Source organism: Niallia sp. RD1, from assembly GCF_024219955.1.
Classification (GTDB): Bacteria; Bacillota; Bacilli; order Bacillales; family Cytobacillaceae; genus Niallia; species Niallia alba.
In genome coordinates this window covers 3,873,828-3,893,323 of record NZ_CP100420.1, presented here as the reverse complement: position 1 = coordinate 3,893,323, position 19,496 = coordinate 3,873,828, and the positions used below count along the sequence as shown (strand labels likewise).

Sequence of the window (19,496 nt, the reverse complement as noted above, 5' to 3'; positions counted from 1 at the left end):
ACCCTAATTTTTATTTCCATGTTTTTAAAAATAAGATCAACCTATTTTTCCAATCAGTTAGCTTTGTAACAGCTTTCGGCTGTTTTCCCTGCTTCTGCATTTCATAAACACTAGCAATTGTAATTAAGATAGACCCTGCCATTAGTAAATACACCCACCAAGGGAAATTGCCCCAATATGGCCTTGTTTGTAGCAATACATTAAGTACTAATACACCAATCCCTACAAAGAAATAGGATTTATAACGGAAATAAAAACCTGATAAGATAGATAAAACTGCAAGCCCTCCCAAAATAATAGCATCGTATATGGTGTGGGAAAGATATCCATCTATTGCCAATATCAGAGCTATCGTACCTACTACACCCCATTCTATATAGGCTAACATTTGCTTTCCATTCCTTAAGATTTTCTTTGTACCAATCATAATCACTAACCACGGTAATACAACTAGCTCTGAAGTGATATAAGAAGGAATCGAAATTAACGTAAGGTAGGAATAATACGGTAATAACAATAAAAACAAGCTTATTAGCTTAGGAATCCACTGCATTTCTTTGTCTACCCTGTTTCTTTGGATATATGCTACGACTACAAGAAGCACTCCAGGTAAGACAATATCCCAGTTAAACGTTGTTTCAATTACGTATAAAGATAAGATCGAAAGAATGCTTCCTATGAGATAAAAATCAACCCACTTCTCTCCTTTTTCCCGCAATCTTACCATAGCTGTATAAACACTCGTACTCATGAACAGAAATAAGATTCCCCAAATAAGCGATAATAGATAGCGATCAAATGGAAGAAAATCTTTCGCATACATCAGTATTTCATTGTTAATAAGTAACAAGACTACTCCACTAAGTGATAATAGGTGTATTTTTTCTCGATGAATCACCAATAAGATAAGTGCCACATAAACAAGGATTACAAAATAAGTAATCATTGTAAACGGTGTGGCAAACAACCAAAAAATAATCCCGATTATGCTGAATGGTAAGAAAAAGTAAAGAATCTCTACCTTTTCCTTTGCTACGAAATACATACTAAATAAAACAAGTGACAGTACAATAAACGCGAAACTATAGGAATTTCCTCCAGCAAAATCAAACGAAATTATCCTTGCCAAAAAGAAATAAATGGATAGATAGCTTCCATAACGGAATGTCCTAACCAAATATTTATTTCCAACCAAATGAATACTTATTCTGTATACAATATACGCATAGATAAACGGAAGAAAGGAATCATTCCCTGCAAATATTTGATCAATAATCATATTTATTAATAAGTACGAATGCGAAATCGTTAAAAACGGCAGCCTAAAAGATGTATTTTTTAATGTAAAGGCTAAAATAAACAATCCTATCCATCCGTATTTCATTAGCGTTTCAAATACGAGCGTATCGCTGTTCCAAACAGAACTGACAAAAGTAAAATAACTAATTAAACTAACCATAGCGATTAACCAAGCAATCAGGATATGTTTCAATCTACGATAAAGATCATAAAATACAAGAATAGCTAATACATACAATCCAGTTGTGATCCATTTATTCATATCGAAATATTCAAAAACCAAAAGCAAACCAAAACCATACATTATTTGCCCGACGAAATAGCTAATTCTCCCCATCTCTTTATCTATTTTCTCATACGTACTTCCTGTTAAAATCATGAATATACTAGCTATTCCCATAGAGAAAGGAAGTCCTTGCTCTTGTAAAATATTTATCGCTTGTGCTGAGGTAAAATAAACACCAAAAACAGCAATTGGAATAATATAGGAAAGAATTTGCTTATACTTTTTATTTGTTATCAAGTTATTTCCGACAAATAGACTTATTGTTAATCCACCGATCATAAAAGGGATATACCATTTACCGATAAAAATCACCGTTGAAATGAAAGATATAAACGCCATCCAAGAAACAGAATAAATAGCGGAAGGTTTTCTAATAATTTGCCAAAAGCTCCCCTTATTAAAAATTCCAAGCAGAAATAATAAGCCAATATGAATACAGTAAAGTACGAGTAAAATACTGTCTGCATCATTTATTAACTGAAGTAAGGCAGCCATATTCCATAAAGCTAAGCTTAAAAATACTACTGGTAAATAACGAATAAAGCTATAGTCCAGTCTTTTTGATAAAAGCAAAAATTCTATTGCTAATAGGAGGTAGGCTAGTACTAGATATATACTGCCTTCAAGAAATAGTTCTCCATAATAAACAATTGTAAACAAGAATGTAGATAGTGCAATAATAAAGCTAGTAATTTCCCAAACTCTTCCCCATTCCATCTTCCCTCTTAAAATGAAAACAAAAGATAGAAGAATAATACTAAAGCAACCAAAGGCAAGTGGCAGAAAGTCGGCAATTAATGGATATGTGAAAATACGATAAAGACCCATTGCAATCGCAATCGTAATGAAAAAATGATCATGTTTTCTTTTCGTTAAGGCGATAGTCATCATAAAGAGACTGCTAATTAACAAGTAATAGAAACCATTCATTATCGTATTCTCATAAATAAATGTCATAAATAAAGCAGTTAAGATTAGCTGTACTTGAACAATCGTCGTAAGTTCCTTTCGGAAGTAAAGAAGCCATTTCAGCTGTTGATGCTTTAACAGTACATAGATTGAAATAAACTGGTAGGCAATCATAAAGAAGAAAAAGCCATCCTTGGATAGCGGCAGAAATGCAAGAAAAAATGCCACCGTTCCAGTCATTGTTGCAATCGTAAGTACTTTGTATAAACGGGAATTCAAATAAATTGCTAATCCAAGATAAATTGGGAAAAGCACAAAACCAGCAATTACTCCAAGTAAGTATTTACCTTCACCATGAATCGAGAGATAATCACCTGCTAATTGAAAAAAACTAACGGAAACAAATCCAATTGGCAAGAACAGACTTCCTAGGAGAAAGAAAGCAAATGCAGTATGATCAATTTTAATAATTTTTTTCGATAATAATGCAAACCCAAAAAATAAAATCGAAACAAAGAAGATAGATGTTGCTTTCAGCCAACCTGGCATTGAGTCCCAATTACTTGTCGCAACGACTAATCCACCTATTAGTAAAAGAAATACTCCTAAGTAAAGCATCACACCTATATTTCGTTCCCGCAATTGTTCTGGAGAATATTGTTTCTTTTGTTTGGTTGGCTCCGTCTTTTTGATAACTTTTTTTCCAACTACCTTCTCTTGTGCTTCTCTTTCCTGTAGCTCTTTTTTCTCTTCTTCTTCTAAATAGCGTTGAAAGCCAGAAGTAATATCTGTATAACTCTCTTCTGATATGTATTGCTTCGAATATAATAACTCTATAATTGGATTAAAAATAGCAATCGTATTTTTTTGCATTTTATGCATCCTTTCTCCCTAATCATATCAATTTCTTACCTTTTCAACTAATAGTGTAATTTTACATTAGCAATAATTATTTTTCAATATATTTTATTTTCTAAAAAAAAGGATATTCCCAGAAATAAGCGAATTTATTTTCAATATCGAAATAAATGGAGGATGATAGGATGAATATTATTCAAAATTATTTGAAAGAAAAAAAGGAAAATCATTTGAACGAATTATTCTCTTTTTTATCATTGCCAAGTATCAGCGCTCTCCCAGAACACAAAGAGGATATAAACAAAACAGCAGAATGGTTAGTACATTCACTCACTCAAGCAGGTCTAGAAAATGCGTCTATCTATCAGACTAATGGGAATCCCGTCGTTTATGCAGATTGGCTTCACGCAGAAGGCAAGCCGACTGTATTAGTATATGGGCATTATGATGTCCAGCCTGTCGATCCCCTAGAATTATGGGACTCCCCTCCTTTCTCACCAGAAATACGGGACGAGAAGCTGTATGCTAGAGGAGCAAGTGATGATAAAGGGCAAGTTTTTATGCATATCAAAGCAATTGAAGCGATACTGCAAACAACAGGTTCTCTTCCCGTGAATATTAAATTTTGTATGGAGGGAGAAGAGGAAATTGGCAGTCCTGCCTTACCGATCTTTGTAGAAGAAAATAAAGAACAATTAAGTGCTGATGTAATTGTGATTTCAGATACAGGTATGATTGAAGAAGGGAAACCAACGATTTGCTATGGCTTACGTGGTTTATGCGGAATGGAAATTCATGTGAAAGGTCCCAAAAGCGACCTTCATTCTGGTTTATTTGGCGGTGCCATTCAAAATCCAATTACAGCATTAAGCGAGTTATTAGCTAGCTTCCATGATAAAAACGGAGTTATTACGGTTGATGGGTTTTATAATCAGGTGACTCCTTTAACCAAAGAGGAAAAAGAGACATTTGAAGCACTCCAAATTGCAGATGAATCTTTTATTGAACAAACGGGCTCTCCTACTCTCTTCGGTGAGGAAGGATATTCCACACTAGAAAGACTATGGGTTCGACCAACACTTGAAATTAATGGAATAAAAGGGGGATTTCAAGGAACAGGGGTTAAAACCGTTATTCCTTCAGAAGCAAGTGCAAAAATTACATGTCGTCTTGTCCCCGCTCAGGATCCTGAAGAAATAGTAGCTTTATTACAGAAACATATAGATACACATAAACCAAAGGGTGTTGAAGTTACATTACAGTTATTTGATAAAGGCACTCCTTTTGTAACACCTTTTGATCATAAAGCGATTCAAGCAGCTGGAAAAGCCTATGAAAAAGTGTACAAAGTGCCGACTTCCTATACAAGAGGTGGCGGTTCTATTCCAATTGTTGCAGCATTTGACCAAATTTTAAACTTACCTATTGTATTAATGGGATTCGGTTTACCAGATGAAAATTTCCATGCACCAAATGAACATTTTCACCTTGAAAACTATGATAAAGGTTTAGAAACCATCTGTCATTACTGGTTTGAACTTGCCGAAGTATGGTAAAAAAATAAGTAAGATAGTAAAACCATTTAATAAAGAAAACGAACCAACAGTGAGGGTTTTTCATCCCCCACTGTTGGTTCGTTACACTTATCGGACCAATACGATAGAGAGTTCCATCCTCGTATCCTAATTTTTGGCAGCTTGCGGTTAGGTCTTACTGCCAGCAACAGTGAGATAAATTCACATTTCCTTCTATTAAAGACATAGTTAGTTAACCTCTATCGTCTTATACGTATCTTGGTTTATCTGATCGAAATATGGATTTAATTTACCATCATCCATATACATCGTTAATGCGTGCATTGCTCTTGTACAAGCAGTATAAAATAATTCTTTTTCCAAGTCTCCATGATAACTGGAAGCATTATAAAGAACTACACCATCAAACTCAATCCCTTTCGCCAAATAGGCAGGAATTACGGAAATGCCCTTTTCATAAGATGTCGTTCCTTTTTGAATGAAGCGTACGTCTATTTTCTTTTTTAGCAATTCATAAACTTCACTGCTTTCCTTAATTGTTTTGCAAATGATTGCAATTGTTTTATACCCGTTCTCCTGCCAATCCTTTATTCGAATTAATAGATCGTCTATCTTCTTAGTCGAATCCTGAGCATGTATAACTTTTGGTTTTTCTCCATGACGATTAAAGGGCTCAATCAAGTCTCCATTTACAGCAAGTCCTCTTGTAAATTCAACAATTTCTTTTGTTGATCGATAGCTTTTCATTAACACAATTCGTTCTACTTCTTCATTGACTTCCTTGCTAACTATTTCGTTATGCTGATGGGCATAAATCGCCTGGTTAATATCTCCAAGAAGCGTCATCTTGCTATACGGAAACAGCTCTTTTAAATAATTCATCTGAAAATCAGAATAATCCTGTGCTTCATCGATAAATACCTGACGAATACCGGATGTCGATTTTCTTCCCTCTATTTTATCCTTTAAATAGGCAAAAGGCGTACCATCTTCATACGATAGGAAACTTTGTTCAAGATTGGCGATTGTTTGCTCTGCTATTTTTCGCCAAACCTCTTCTGTTACCGATTCTGGACAACTTAATAGGAAAATCTCTCGATACATAGCAGGAATATCAATAAATCTCCTTTTCTTAATAGAGACATATATCGATTTAAAATGCCTATTCACAATCACCTTTCGCAAAAACCTTTCCTCTTGATCAAAATAGTCGAATTCATCTTCTTTGCCATTTTTCTTTTGGGCTGCATGAAAGGCTTCTAAGTACTCCTCTTTATCCAATAGTTCTATTTCATCATCGACCCATTGCTGTTTTCTTTCCGCTTTTGCATGCTTTTTCATTTCTTTTTGAGCCCATTCAATTAGTAACTGAATTCGATTTGGAATGGAGATGTGACTTTCCATCTCGTAAAATTTTCTCGTCAGTTCTTCCCTTGAAATAAACACTTTGTTACGAAAAACGATATCCTTAAATGCCATGCCGTCTTTATGTAACGCACGAAAATAATTGTCTATTAGGTCTTTAAATGCAACACTGCTTTTAAATTGAATACTCTTTAATCTGCTTTCTTTTTGAAGTGTATTTGTTTCCGTTAATAAATATTCTAATTGCGAAAAAGAATCTTCCACTTGGTGCGCTTTTCCTATCCGTGTCTGTAAATACTCAAAAAAAGTAGACTGGCGCATATTTTCTTCCCCAAGTTCTGGTAGTACGGTGGATACATAGCTATTAAAAAGTGGATTAGGAGAAAAAAGCATGATATTATCTGATTTCAATGTATCTCGGTGCTTGTATAATAAGTAGGCTACCCGTTGCAATGCTGCAGATGTTTTTCCGCTTCCTGCCACTCCTTGTACTAGCAAATACCTACTTTTTTCGTTACGAATTATTTGATTTTGTTCCTTTTGAATTGTTGCAACGATCGATTTCATCATCGAATTTGCGTTATTGCCAAGAACTTCAAGCAATAACTCATCCCCAATCGTCACACCTGTATCAAATAAGCTAATTAACTTTCCATTCCGGATGATAAATTGTCTTTTTAGCAATAATTCACCGTCAATTTTCCCACCAGGTGTTTGATAAGACGCAGGTCCTGGCGAATAATCGTAGTAAACGCTAGAAATCGGTGCTCTCCAATCATAGATATAGAATGTTTCATTTTTTTTATCCATAAAAGAAGCAATTCCAATATAGACTTGTTCTGTTCCTTCACCAGCTTCATCAAAATCAATTCTTCCAAAGTATGGAGTATCTTTCAGTTTATGAAGAATCTTCTGCTGTCTATGAATCTGTCCATATGTTCGCTCTCTCTCTCCAAGCAGCTCTGCTTGCTGTTTTATACTTGTAAATGTTTCGATAACGTCATCTGGTTCATCTAAGTTAACTGTAACATCTTCCCAAAAGTTAGAACGAATTTGACTCACATCGCCGCCAATATTGTGAATGTCTTGTTCCATTAGTTTCAACTTATCGTCCATTTCGTTCCGCACAAAATCAATTCTCTTTTGTTCGGTGACTTTTTCTAGTGCTTCCTTATTATTACTCATAGTGCCCCCACCCCTAATCAATTAGCTTGACAAGCAGAATCATTATGTGATATCATTATTATAGAAAAACTATACATATTTTAATCAAAATGATATCACTAAAAGATTCATTTATTTTATCATATTTACAATTTAATTTCCACTTTAATAAGAATAAGCATCCCATATCTTTTACAGATATGGGATTTATTATGTGTATTTACCCCCACTCTTAACGGAGAGTAAGACTCCCCCTCAAGTTTATAAGTATACGAGGAAGATAGGTGGGATATCAACTGTCCGTTAAGGTCCAATTGGTTCAACTAACCAGCAGTGGGAGAGGAAGGAAGCCTCCCACTGACGGAAGTTTCCCTTTATATTTTTGCCATTTTTCGCTTGAACGTAACTCCTTCTCTTCTTTTTAAATATAAATAAAGAAAAAAGAAGAATACACCGCTAAAAGCTCTTAAAAAACCTGAAATATTCATTGCAGTATATATATTCGTTGTTTCTAAGAGATAAACACCAAATTGAGGTGCGATAAACGCAATGAAAGCAAGTAGTATATTATAGTTGGAAATACAGATGCTGCGGTTATCTTCTGTCGTCACATCCAACAGCTGATTAAACAGTAACAAGACCGTTCCAGATACAAATAAACCAGCAAATATATTTGTAATTACAAGAAAAACAAGATTTGTGGAAACCAGTGTCATCCATGGAGCAACAGCCATTCCGATAGACACTAAAATAAGCATTTTTGCATTTGAATGCTTATCCGCCATTCTTGCCCACCATTTAAAACTTACGATTTGACCAATCGAATTAGCAACTGCAAATAAACTGATCCATAGCCCTGTTGCTCCAGCAAATTTTATTTGATAGATACTAAACAATATCCAGCACATTTGCCATGCAAAATTAAAAAACAGCGCACTTATGATGAAGTATAAAAATGGTTTATTTTTAAAAACAGCTATTCCAAATAACGATGTCTTTTCTTTTATAACTACTTTCTTTTTTGGCTCCGCATGCTGTTTTAAATAATGTAATTCTAACAAGCCAAACGCAAAAGCTAATAAGTATAAAACGAAATAAGGTGTCGGATTAGATTTGTCAAAAAATTGCAGAAATATACCAATAAAGAAAGTCGAAACCATGCCAATTATGGTCATCATTTTATTTCTCGTGCTAAAAAATCCACTTCTTCTATCTTCTTGAATAATATCTCCAATGAATGCCTGCCAACTTAAATTTGCAAAGGAAAAAGGAAAATTCATAAGTCCGACCAAAACAATAAAAACGATTGCTTGATATTTATCAGGTATAAATACGACTAAAGCAATACCAACTAAAAAAAGCCTTGCAACGAAAAAAGAATACACGGTAAACATCTTTTTCTCCTGAAGCCGATTAATGATAATAGAACCAATGATCATTGCGAACATTCCAATAAACTGTGGAAGTGAACTAATTAATCCTACTTGATAATTGGTTGCCCCTAAAACACTTATCGCAAAAAGGGGAAAATAGTTATTAGAGATATTTAATATAAGCGTTGTGTAAATTCCATTCTTGATGCTAAGCCTCTCATTTTCTGAATTTGTCTGTTCTGACTCCATCATCCCTGTATCATCCTTTTTCTAATCAAAATTATTTCAATTTCTGAAATATTCATTGTTATCATACTCTCATCCCTACAAACCTGCAAGCCTTTTTGTTGAAGATTTATTGAATTATTTTTGAACGTTTACACACAAAAATCCCTTTCCAAACGGAAAGGGATTTTTTTATTATTCTTCTACTGATTCTTCTGTATTACTTGTTGTTGTTGAACCTTTTAAATAGTGATAATCATCGCGATTGATCGGAGTGAATCCATTTGGTTTATGGAATCTCAGTAAATCTTTCATCACAATACTATCAGAAGCTTGTAATTCCGCAGCGGCTGCTTCTGCTTGTTCTTTGCCTTGTTCAGCATCGACTAACTCACCATCTGCATTATAATAGTTATCACCAATTTTTGTGAGTGTTGGAGAAACGAAGTCTCCATTTCTAAATGGAACTGTTTCACGGTGTTGCTCAGACAGCAAATCAGAACCAACTTGTAAATAATCTTTTGTATCAATACCTAGAAGGTGCATTAATGTTGGCATTACATCTACTTCGCCACCAAATTCGCTTACTACATTTCCTTCTACACCTGGCACATGAATAAACAATGGAACACGTTGAAGCTGTGTATTCATAAATGGTGTTATTTCATCGACACCAAGTACTTGTGCCATAGCTTTATTATGGTTTTCAGAAATACCATAATGGTCCCCATACATAACGATCACTGTATTATCATATAATCCAGATTCTTTTAACTCTTCAAAGAATAAACGGATTGATTCGTCTAAATAATTAGCAGATTGGAAATAGTGGTTTACCGCATTATCGCCAAAGTCACCTGCTGGGAAGTCTGTATCGCCTTCATCCATTTCGAATGGATGGTGGTTAGATAAAGTAATGAATTTTGTATAGAATGGTTGCTTTAACCCTTCTAATAAAGGCATGCTTTGCTCAAAGAAAGGAATATCTTTCATTCCATAGTTTTTCGTATTTTCTTCGGACATATCATAATACTCTGCATCAAAGAAATAATCGTATCCAATCGTTTTATACATTTCATTACGATTCCAGAAGGTTTTATAATTACCATGGAACGCAGCAGAAGTATAGCCTTTTCCTTTTAGGATGGCTGGTGCTGATTGTAATGTATTTTGTGCTTTATTTACAAAAACAGCTCCTTGAGACATTCCATATAAAGAATTTTCCATCATAAATTCTGCATCAGATGTTTTCCCTTGTCCTGTTTGGTGAAAGAAATTATCAAAATAGAATGTGTTTTCATCTTTAAGTAAAGAGTTTAAAAACGGTGTAACTTCTTGCCCATCTAACTTGTAATTAATAATGAAGCTTTGCAATGATTCAAGGGATACATAGATAACGTTCTTGCCTTCTGCAACGCCAAAGTATTTATCATTTGGCTCAGCATAATTGGCACTAATAAAATTTTGCACCTCGGTAATATCACTGCTGTCTGCCAACGCTCTCTGACTTTCAGATCTAGCGTTTTGCACAATATCATATACAGTAAAGTTATAAGCACCTAAATATTTCACTAAATAGTTTCTATCGAAAGATCTACTTAATAACTGAGGACGATCTGCCTCTGCTAATCCTAAATTAATAACAAATGTTAAAATAGCTAATGCAAAAACAGATTTTGCTGCTCTTCTATTTTTTTGTATAGTAGGTTTATATGCTTTTGTAGCTAATAAAACAATCAAAATAATAACATCTAGGAAATAAAGAATATCATATGGTTTTAGAAGTGATAAAATACTGTCACTCAATTGTCCACCATTTACTTTTACCTGCATCATTACTGGAACTGTTATAAAGTCAGTAAAGAATCGATAGTATACGATGTTTGCATAAAGCAATGCTGACATCAACGCTGTGTTTATCGTAATATAAACAGGTTGTAATTTTCCTTTAACAAATAGAGCAAGTCCGATAAAGAGCAGTGCGGAGCTCAATGGATTAATAAATAATAGAAATTCCTGCATTGGTCCTTGTACTCCAATGCTAAACTCTACCTTATATCCAATATACGTTTTCATCCAAAATAAAAATATGGCGATTAAAAAGAAAGAAGAATGTTTTGTTAAAAATTTACGAAATAATTCCACTGTACCTTTCAATCCCGTTCACCTCAATTCAAATAATTAACAATTTTTAATATGCTGTTGATTTTCCCTTAAATAGTGCTACCTTATCTACATATGTTACTGCCCTTCCATTTGTTCATCCTATCAAGAAGTAGCAGTTGAAGAAATGACGTAATCCATTATAACACATGATTTTCAAAATGGTCATTCCTTTTACTTCCTGTTAATGTAAATTTACATTAAGAGAGATTTCAAATTAACCACATCTTACATTAAATTAATGAATATTTCCAGCAATATCTATATTTATACGAAAAAAAGGGAGAAAAGAACATGTTTTGCGTATTTTCGACAAGAATGAATAATAGCAGATTTTATTAAAAATGAAAATGGTAAATACTCACAACCATCTCTTTCTACCCTGCAAATAAGTAAGCTAAACTGCGAACAAGCATATTTAATATTCATTTTTTTAATAGTATAATGGAATGGATTTAAAAAGGAGGAAATTCAGTTGATACATATTGATCAAAAAGAGTATATCGCTTTATTAGAGCAGTTATTAAATGTTACAAGTCCATCAGGAAATACAGAATCAATCATTCAATTATTGGAGAAATATTTACAGGAAGCCAATATTTCAACCTATCGAAATAATAAAGGAGGATTGATTGCAACTATCCCTGGCAAAACAACAGACAAACAGCGTATGCTTACTGCTCACGTTGATACACTTGGTGCCATGGTCAAAGAAGTCAAATCGAACGGAAGACTTCGCTTAGATTTAATTGGCGGTTTTACATATAACAGTATTGAAGGAGAAAATTGTATCATTGAAACGACTTCTGGAAAGACGTATACCGGAACCATTCTCCTTCATCAAACTTCTGTACATGTCTATAAAGATGCTAGAACAGCAGAGCGTAATCAAGCCAATATGGAAGTCAGAATTGATGAAATCGTTAAAACCAAAGAAGATGTGAAAAATTTAGGTATTTCAGTTGGTGACTTTGTTTCTTTTTACCCACGGGTAGAAATAACTCCGTCTGGATTTATTAAATCCAGGCATTTAGATGATAAAGCAAGTGCAGCCATTCTTTTATTATTGATGAAAACAATAAAAGAAAGTAACGTCGAACTACCATATACAACTAACTTCCTCTTTTCTAATAATGAGGAGATTGGTTATGGTGGAAATTCAAATATTCCAGTAGAAACAGTGGAGTATTTGGCTGTAGATATGGGGGCAATGGGAGATGGCCAATCAACTGACGAGTATACAGTGTCCATCTGTGTAAAGGATTCGAGCGGTCCTTATCACTATGCTTTAAGAAAACACCTTGTTCAATTAGCAGATAAGCATGAGGTTCCCTACCAGCTAGATATCTACCCGTACTATGGATCTGATGCCTCTGCTGCAATCCGGTCTGGTCATGATATTAAACATGCGTTAATCGGACCTGGAATTGATTCTTCTCATGCCTATGAACGCACTCATTTTACTTCTATTGAGGCAACAGGGAAATTAATTTATCATTATTTATTAAGTCAATTGGTTTAATCTTTACAAATTTAAAGAGGATGACACCGATTATTATGAGTCATCCTCTTTTTTGTTATTCAAGGTCTTTTGCCTCTTTGTAAGTCTTCAATGGACAAGCCAAAATCCATTTGAAAGTGTGGGTAATCTTTAAAGTTAGTCCAGTCTCCTCCCCATTGAAAGCCTAGCTCTTTTGCTATTTCTACTACTTCAGACCAATCAGTTTTGCCATTTCCATTCCCATCATATTTCATATCCCAAATAACTGCTCCGTTAATATCCAAAAGGGCAAAATCAATAGCAAGTCCATAATTATGATACGATTCCCCACCCTTTGCATTGGTAACAACAGAACCTTCTCTCGTTCTACCTTGTTCATATAGACGGTCTTGTTCTTCTACACTTCTGAAGTCCTCGGTAATTACTACCCGAATTCCAATATCTCCTGCTTTTTTGACAAGAATATCTTTATTCTCCTCTACAACTGGATTTAAGCCTGTAGGCATAGGCACCTTACTATAGTCAGGTTGATTTAATTTCCAATATAATAGAAGAATGAAGAAAAAAATCAATATAATAAATATCGTTCTTCCACGTTTCTTTCTTTTTTTTCTCAAAATAATGCTCCTGGTTTCTGTTGTTGTTTATTAATGTAAATATTCAAATCGAGTAGTACTTCCTGTTTGTCCAGCGATCACCTCTAGTCTTACTTCCATTCTATCTTTCAATTCAGGTACATGGGAAATAACGCCGACCAGTCTTCCTGAGCTTTGAATATCCATAAGTGTTTCAATTGCTTGATCCAATGATTCCGGATCTAGTGTGCCAAATCCTTCATCGATAAACATTGTTTCAAGTGAAATTCCCCCGGCAAAATTTTGCACGACATCACAAAGTCCTAAAGCCAACGATAATGCTGCCTTAAAACTTTCCCCACCTGACAAAGTTTTAACATGTCTTTCTTGGCCTGTGTACTGATCAAATACAAGTAATTCTAAGCCACTTTGGACATTTCCTTTTGAGCGATCACTCTTTCGGACAAGCTGATAGCGGCCACTTGTCATTTTATTAAGTCTACTGTTCGCCTGCAGCAATATTTCATCTAAGAAAGATGCCAATACATAACGTTCAAATGTAATTCGCTGCGCATTTTGACCTCTTGCTATATCGGATAAATGGCCAACTAGATTATATTGATTTTCTAGTTCTTTTACCTGTTGATTTATTTGTACAACTTGATTATATATCGCTTTATTGTCTTTTTGTTTTATTAGCATATTCGTATGTTCTTGCTGAAATTTATTTACTTCTTCCACTATTATGGTTAACTTGTTTTGTAACTCATCCATATTTGGTACGGTTATATCTTTAAGCGCCTCTTCCAAATCTTTTAATCGATCAGAAACGGAACGACACTCTTCGCGATAAGACTGTACCGCTGCTTTCAGCTGTTCCACTTCTTTATCAGGTACTTTACTTTCCGCATAAGAGCGATACGTTGCAAAACCTTGTTGTGTCATTCTGTTTAAGAAAATCTCTCTTTCCGCCTGTAAATTTTCGGATAACTGTATTATCTGTTTTTCAATACTTTCTAATCGAACCGACTCTTTTTGCCAGTCTTCTTTTGTGCGCTGAACCTTTTCCTGCGCTTTTACAAATTGTGCCTCCAATTTCTCTAATTGTAACGAGGTGTCCTTACACATTTTTTTATACTGAGATATTTCCCGTAAATCGGTAGGAATTGTATTTTTCATATTTTTTAGCATTGTGTTTTGCTCTGTATATTGAATGGTAGTTTCTTGGATTTCTCCTGCTATTTTCTCAAGCTGTGCTTGTACATCTTGATGTTGATCTTCCACCTCTAATAAAGATTGCTTCATTTTTTCCATTTCCGCTGTTTGTTCCACTAATTTCCTTTGTTCAAGGCTGATATCCTGGAGCTCGTTTTGGATTGTATTGGCTACTATTTCTCCATCCTCCACTATAAAGGAAGGATAAATATCTACAACTTTTTGCAGCTTCATTTGCGCATCTTCATTTAGCAATTTCCATTGGGTATTTGCTTCTACCCAAGCCGTTTCAGTTTTCATTTTTTCCTTTTCTATTGCTGACAAATCATTTTTCGCGCTTTTTCGGTCTTCTTCAGAGATATCTTGATGCTGTGTAATAGTTGTTGCAGGGTTAGGGTGATGTACGCTCCCACATACTGGACAAGCTTCATCCACCTTTAAATTCCTTGCTAAAATATATGATTGATTAGTAAGCCATTTATTCTCTAGCTCTTCTACTAATGCTTTTGCATCTTCAAATCTTCTTACGATAATTTCTAGCTGTTTTTCCTTCGAATCTGCATCAGCCTTACGTTTTATTACACGCTGGGACACTTCTAAATAGTCATTAATACGTTCTAATATAGATTGCAGATTGCGAATTTTATCTTTATTACTAACCAGCAATTCTTTCATGCTGTCTAATTGTTTGATCCGTTCTTTATATCTTTGAATCGTAGACTCTTTCTCTTTTCGCTGTACTTGGAGTATTCCTTGTTTAGAAGCAAGGTTTTCCATGTCTCTTTTTAATTTTAAAAGTTGCCCTTCGACTTCTGCGTATTGCAGGACATCCTTTTCCATATTTTTTAAATCAGCAAGATAATTAGCCAAATGTTTGCGTTCCTCATCCCTCGCTAATTCCTGGGTATATAGCTGTTCTGCTTTGACAAGTTTTGCCTGAATATTTTCTAACGAGGATCGAATGGTCTTTTCTTCTACCTGCTTACCATCGATTTGTTTTTTTAAATGGTGGCAAATTTCTTCTTGCTGGGCTAGAAGAGCTGCTTTTTGAGCCAACTCTATTTTCTTTTCTATTTTGGAATAATCCTTTTTTTGTTCATCCAATTCTTTTAAACGTATGGAAAGCTCTTCTTTTAGCTTCATTTGTTTTATAATTAATTCAGCTTCATATAAATGCTGTCTAATAACATCTCGTTCTTTATTTTTTTGATCAAGCATCGTTTGTAATTTATTTACTTCTTCTCCCATTAGTCCTATTTCTTGTTCTAATAGAGGAAGAATTGCCACATCGTTGTCACTTCCTGCTTCCATCAAAGCTATTAAGTCATCTTGGAAAACAGCATCTATTTTAGATAAGGCATTATTGCGCAGCAAAACCTTTTGCTCAACATCTTTTTTTAGCCCCTGTGCTTGGTCCCTTAATTTATCTTCTATGCGCTTATACATTTCGGTATGAAATAACCGCTGCAAGATATTTTCTTTTTCTTTGCTATCTGAAGTCAGTAATTTGCGAAATTCCCCTTGTGGAATCATCAGTATTTGCCGAAACTGATTACTGTCAATCTGCATTATTTCTTTTACTTTTTCGTCCACATCACGAATGGAAGAGGCAACTAGTAACTCCTCTCCATCTTCATTAAACGTAAATAGCTCGGCTTTTGCTCCAATTGTAGTAAACCCTTCTCCCCTCGCCTTCTTCTTCTCTTGCTGAGGAGAGCGTGTGATTAAAAATCGTTTTTCTTTTAGTTTAAATTCAAAACTAACTTCTGTTAGCAAAGAATCATCAGCAAACTGACTGCGTAATTCTGGCCCATTTCGGTCTTCTCCGCTTGCTTTCCCATAAATGGCATAGCTTATCCCGTCAAAAATAGTTGTTTTCCCGGAACCAGTTTTCCCTGAAATGACAAACATCGTTCGATTTCCTAAAACAGTAAAATCAATTACTTCCTTATGAGCATAAGGGCCAAATGCCTGCATCGTAAGTTTTAAAGGTCTCATTTAGCACCCTCCGCTCTTAGAACTTTGTTAATAACACTTTCCATCCAGTCTTTTTTCTCCTCCGTAAAAGAAGCTGTTGTCATTTCTTCATAGAATGATGCAAATAACTCCAGTTCATTTTTCTGAGCATCTTTTTGTACCTGTAGCAGCGACTTTTCTTTACGATCTCTATTTTCTATTTTTCGTTCTAAGTGCAGAACATTAGGATACACTTGACGCAATTTTTGAATGGGATCTAAAATCGCCCCTTCATCAAGCAATGTAATTTTTAAATAATCATCCACTTTTTGATGCTGATAATAAGCAACATCTAATAATTCTTCTAAATGTCCCTCTAGCTCTCGCATATCTTTTTGCGGAGTAAGTGCATGATACTTTTGCGTGAAACTTCCTTTTTCATCTATTTCTATAATAGATACAGATTTATTTTGTTTTGCTTCCGAAAAAGAATATTTCATTAACGAGCCAGAATACTTTACAGTTTCATGATGAATAGCATTTGGACTATGCAAATGCCCAAGCGCAGTATAAGAGAATGGAGCAAATAGTTCCGCACCAACACAACCTGATCCCCCTACAGATAAACTTCTCTCGGAATCTGTTGTTTTACCACCAAGTACAAAACTATGACCAATCAGCACATTCGGTTCATTTGTAGTTAAATTATCTTCAATCTTTCCAATTATCGCTTTCATTGCTTCATGATGATTAAGTATCGTATCATCCGCTAATAATTTTCGTACTACAACTGGTTCGCAGTACGGTACTAAGTAAAAATTCACTCCACCCAATGAAACGGGAGTAAAACTGTTTTCGATTTTTCCATTTAAATAAAAGCGATTTTTCTGATACCATGAGCTACCAAAAGATAACCGCTCTGCGCTATCGTGATTTCCTGAGATAGCAAGAATCGGTGTATTTAATTCCACATTGATAAAATATAAAACATCATCAAGTAAATTAACTGCATCAGTTGGCGGAATGGAGCGATCGTATAAGTCACCTGCTATAATGACAGCATCAGGCTTTTCCTTTTCTACTAGCTCCATAAATTGTTGAAGCATAAATCGTTGATCCTCTGTCATGTATAATCCATGAACTAATTTTCCTAAATGCCAATCTGCTGTATGAATAAATTTCACTATTTTCACCTCTATGTTTATGAAAAAAAGAATGATATTCGTATAATAATTTTTTCCAATTAAATAATATATTCTACTATTATAGCAAACAATTTAAAAGAGGAGGAATAGGAGGGGAAGTTAGCCAATTATTTCTATTAAGGAAGGAAATGCATATTTTCAGATAACGAATGTGGTAATCTGTGGATCAAATAGAAAAAGGTCAGACCCTTTTTGGGCCTGACCTTTTTTATATAAGGAATTGTTATTATTATATTTTAGTAACGTTAGCAGCTTGTGGGCCACGTGCACCTTCTACTACTTCAAATGAAACGCCTTGGCCTTCTTCTAAAGATTTAAAGCCTTCCACTTGAATCGCTGAATAGTGTACAAATACATCATTTCCATCTTCAGCTTCAATAAATCCAAAACCTTTTTCTGCGTTAAACCATTTTACTTTACCGTTTTTCATGTAAAAAAATCCTCCTAAAAAAGCTTTGCTAGCTTCATCTTTAAATTACCATTTTCACGCATAAGCATTGGGCTATTAATCTCTCATTTGCAGTAACAAATCGAATAAATAAAATACTAGATACGTTAATAACGGTTAATGTAAATTTAACATTTTTAACTATTATTGTCAATAGAAAACCCTTTCATTTTTTTGATAATTTTAATTACTAGTCTTAATAAAAGAGATTTCTATTTTTTGATTAATTCAGGTAAACTTTGAATCGAGCTAATCATTATGTCCAATTTAGTTTCAATCCGGTTCAGCAAGTAGAAGCTGATAACGATAGGAAAACCAACTTGGCTGATAAATGAAATTAATTCCTCCATTCTACACGCCTCCTATGGAAACTCTCTACCCTATTACTTGGGACTAATAGTATTACTTTGTTATTAGCCCCATAGTAATAATCCTCCATTATTTCTTAGATTTCATAATCAGTGACATTTCTTTCAACCAAACGTATCCCTTTGACGGCTGCTAATTCTCCATTATTGGACGTAAAAACATTAGCGGCTATAATACTTTGCATAACTGTTAATACTTGTTCTGAATTAACTGGTTCTATAGGACTTTCAAGGGATAGCTTTGACGACTTCCCATTATTTGTTTCAAAAGTTAATTCTAATGTTTTTGCCATTCAAAATTCTCCTTTCTTCTATTTTAATAGTGAAACAATAGTAATCTCCCTTGCTGTGGTACTAATTAACCTTCGATAATTTCTGATGTGTCATTTCTTTCAACAGAATACAAAGAATAGGTTACTAATGATGCTAGTCCCTGAGCTACAGCTAAGATTTGTTCTGGAGTTGCCGTTTCATTTACATTTCGAAACGTTTTTGTAACAAGATTTGGATCTCCGTTTTCTTTAATACCATTCAGAAACATCAGCTTCAAACTAGATTCATTCCAATGAACTTGTGCCATCTGCCTCACCTCCTATCACCTTTTAAATAGGCCAAACAAAGAAAAAAGGACAGTTTTCGTCGAAAGAAAGTCGGGGATTTTTTATTATAATGGTTCAAGGAATTTTTAGGGGGCAATGGTTATAAAAACAATCATATTTCCTGCTTTCACATATGCTAGCAATATAGCATTAAAGGAGGGAAAGATGCTTTGGAATGGTTACAATCTTTTTTACTTGGTCATTATTATATATTGGTACCCGTTCTCTGGGTTATTGGCTATGCGCTGAAACAAACGCCAATTATCCCTGATTGGTCCATCATTTGGATTCTTCTCCTAGCTTCTAGTGTATTAGCAACTTTTGCCTATGGATTCACATTTGAAGCTATAACAAATGGAATCATTGCAGCAGGTGTATCTGTCTTTGGACACCAACTTGCAAAACAAACTATTCAAAAAGATAAATCGAAATAATTTCCCATATAATAGGAG

14 protein-coding genes are annotated in these 19,496 nt (G+C 34.5%); 3 read left to right on the top strand and 11 right to left on the bottom strand.

The genetic code is table 11. From position 1 onward, the window contains the following. Positions 1-10: 10 nt before the first annotated feature. A complete protein-coding gene (locus NKG37_RS18545; RefSeq protein WP_254415084.1) occupies positions 11-3,367 on the bottom strand; it encodes a hypothetical protein in 3,357 nt (1,118 codons plus the stop codon). Positions 3,368-3,537: 170 nt separating this feature from the next. Here NKG37_RS18545 and NKG37_RS18540 point away from each other — a divergent pair, with 170 nt between their 5' ends. Further along, a complete protein-coding gene (locus NKG37_RS18540; protein ID WP_169188539.1) occupies positions 3,538-4,908 on the top strand; it encodes a dipeptidase in 1,371 nt (456 codons plus the stop codon). Between the two features lie 207 nt (positions 4,909-5,115). Here the strand turns inward: NKG37_RS18540 and helD are convergent, their stop codons facing one another. From helD to NKG37_RS18525, 3 genes are all read right to left on the bottom strand, one after another. Further along, positions 5,116-7,437, bottom strand: coding sequence for an RNA polymerase recycling motor HelD (gene helD, locus NKG37_RS18535; protein WP_254415083.1), 2,322 nt, complete (start codon positions 7,435-7,437; stop codon positions 5,116-5,118). A 353-nt stretch (positions 7,438-7,790) separates the two neighbouring features. Beyond that, a complete protein-coding gene (locus NKG37_RS18530; RefSeq protein ID WP_254415082.1) occupies positions 7,791-9,041 on the bottom strand; it encodes an MFS transporter in 1,251 nt (416 codons plus the stop codon). A gap of 168 nt (positions 9,042-9,209) precedes the next feature. Beyond that, complete coding sequence (locus NKG37_RS18525; protein ID WP_051994026.1) at positions 9,210-11,090, bottom strand: lipoteichoic acid synthase; 1,881 nt, start codon at positions 11,088-11,090, stop codon at positions 9,210-9,212. Between the two features lie 562 nt (positions 11,091-11,652). Here NKG37_RS18525 and NKG37_RS18520 point away from each other — a divergent pair. After that, the gene (locus tag NKG37_RS18520; RefSeq protein WP_016204851.1) at positions 11,653-12,699 is read left to right on the top strand and encodes a M42 family metallopeptidase; all 1,047 of its coding nucleotides are present in this window, start codon (positions 11,653-11,655) and stop codon (positions 12,697-12,699) included. Between the two features lie 59 nt (positions 12,700-12,758). Here NKG37_RS18520 and NKG37_RS18515 read toward each other — a convergent pair whose 3' ends face one another. From NKG37_RS18515 to NKG37_RS18485, 7 genes are all read right to left on the bottom strand, one after another. Continuing rightward, the gene (locus NKG37_RS18515) at positions 12,759-13,295 is read right to left on the bottom strand and encodes a M15 family metallopeptidase (RefSeq protein WP_101731225.1); all 537 of its coding nucleotides are present in this window, start codon (positions 13,293-13,295) and stop codon (positions 12,759-12,761) included. Positions 13,296-13,325: 30 nt separating this feature from the next. Next, complete coding sequence (locus NKG37_RS18510) at positions 13,326-16,466, bottom strand: AAA family ATPase (RefSeq protein WP_254415081.1); 3,141 nt, start codon at positions 16,464-16,466, stop codon at positions 13,326-13,328. Then, entirely contained in the window at positions 16,463-17,608 is a 1,146-nt protein-coding gene (locus tag NKG37_RS18505; RefSeq protein WP_254415080.1) for an exonuclease SbcCD subunit D, read from the bottom strand. Before NKG37_RS18505 ends, NKG37_RS18510 begins: the two co-directional genes overlap by 4 nt. Before the next feature lie 250 nt (positions 17,609-17,858). Further along, the gene (locus tag NKG37_RS18500) at positions 17,859-18,059 is read right to left on the bottom strand and encodes a cold-shock protein (protein WP_016204855.1); all 201 of its coding nucleotides are present in this window, start codon (positions 18,057-18,059) and stop codon (positions 17,859-17,861) included. Between the two features lie 230 nt (positions 18,060-18,289). Then, entirely contained in the window at positions 18,290-18,427 is a 138-nt protein-coding gene (locus tag NKG37_RS18495; protein WP_016204856.1) for a YvrJ family protein, read from the bottom strand. A gap of 95 nt (positions 18,428-18,522) precedes the next feature. After that, entirely contained in the window at positions 18,523-18,738 is a 216-nt protein-coding gene (locus tag NKG37_RS18490; protein WP_016204857.1) for a DUF2922 domain-containing protein, read from the bottom strand. A gap of 65 nt (positions 18,739-18,803) precedes the next feature. Next, entirely contained in the window at positions 18,804-19,025 is a 222-nt protein-coding gene (locus NKG37_RS18485) for a DUF1659 domain-containing protein (RefSeq protein ID WP_016204858.1), read from the bottom strand. Between the two features lie 189 nt (positions 19,026-19,214). Between NKG37_RS18485 and NKG37_RS18480 the strand changes: the two genes are divergently transcribed. Continuing rightward, on the top strand, positions 19,215-19,478 hold the full coding sequence (locus NKG37_RS18480) for a phage holin family protein (protein WP_016204859.1): 264 nt from the start codon (positions 19,215-19,217) through the stop codon (positions 19,476-19,478). The last annotated feature ends 18 nt before the right edge of the window (positions 19,479-19,496 follow it).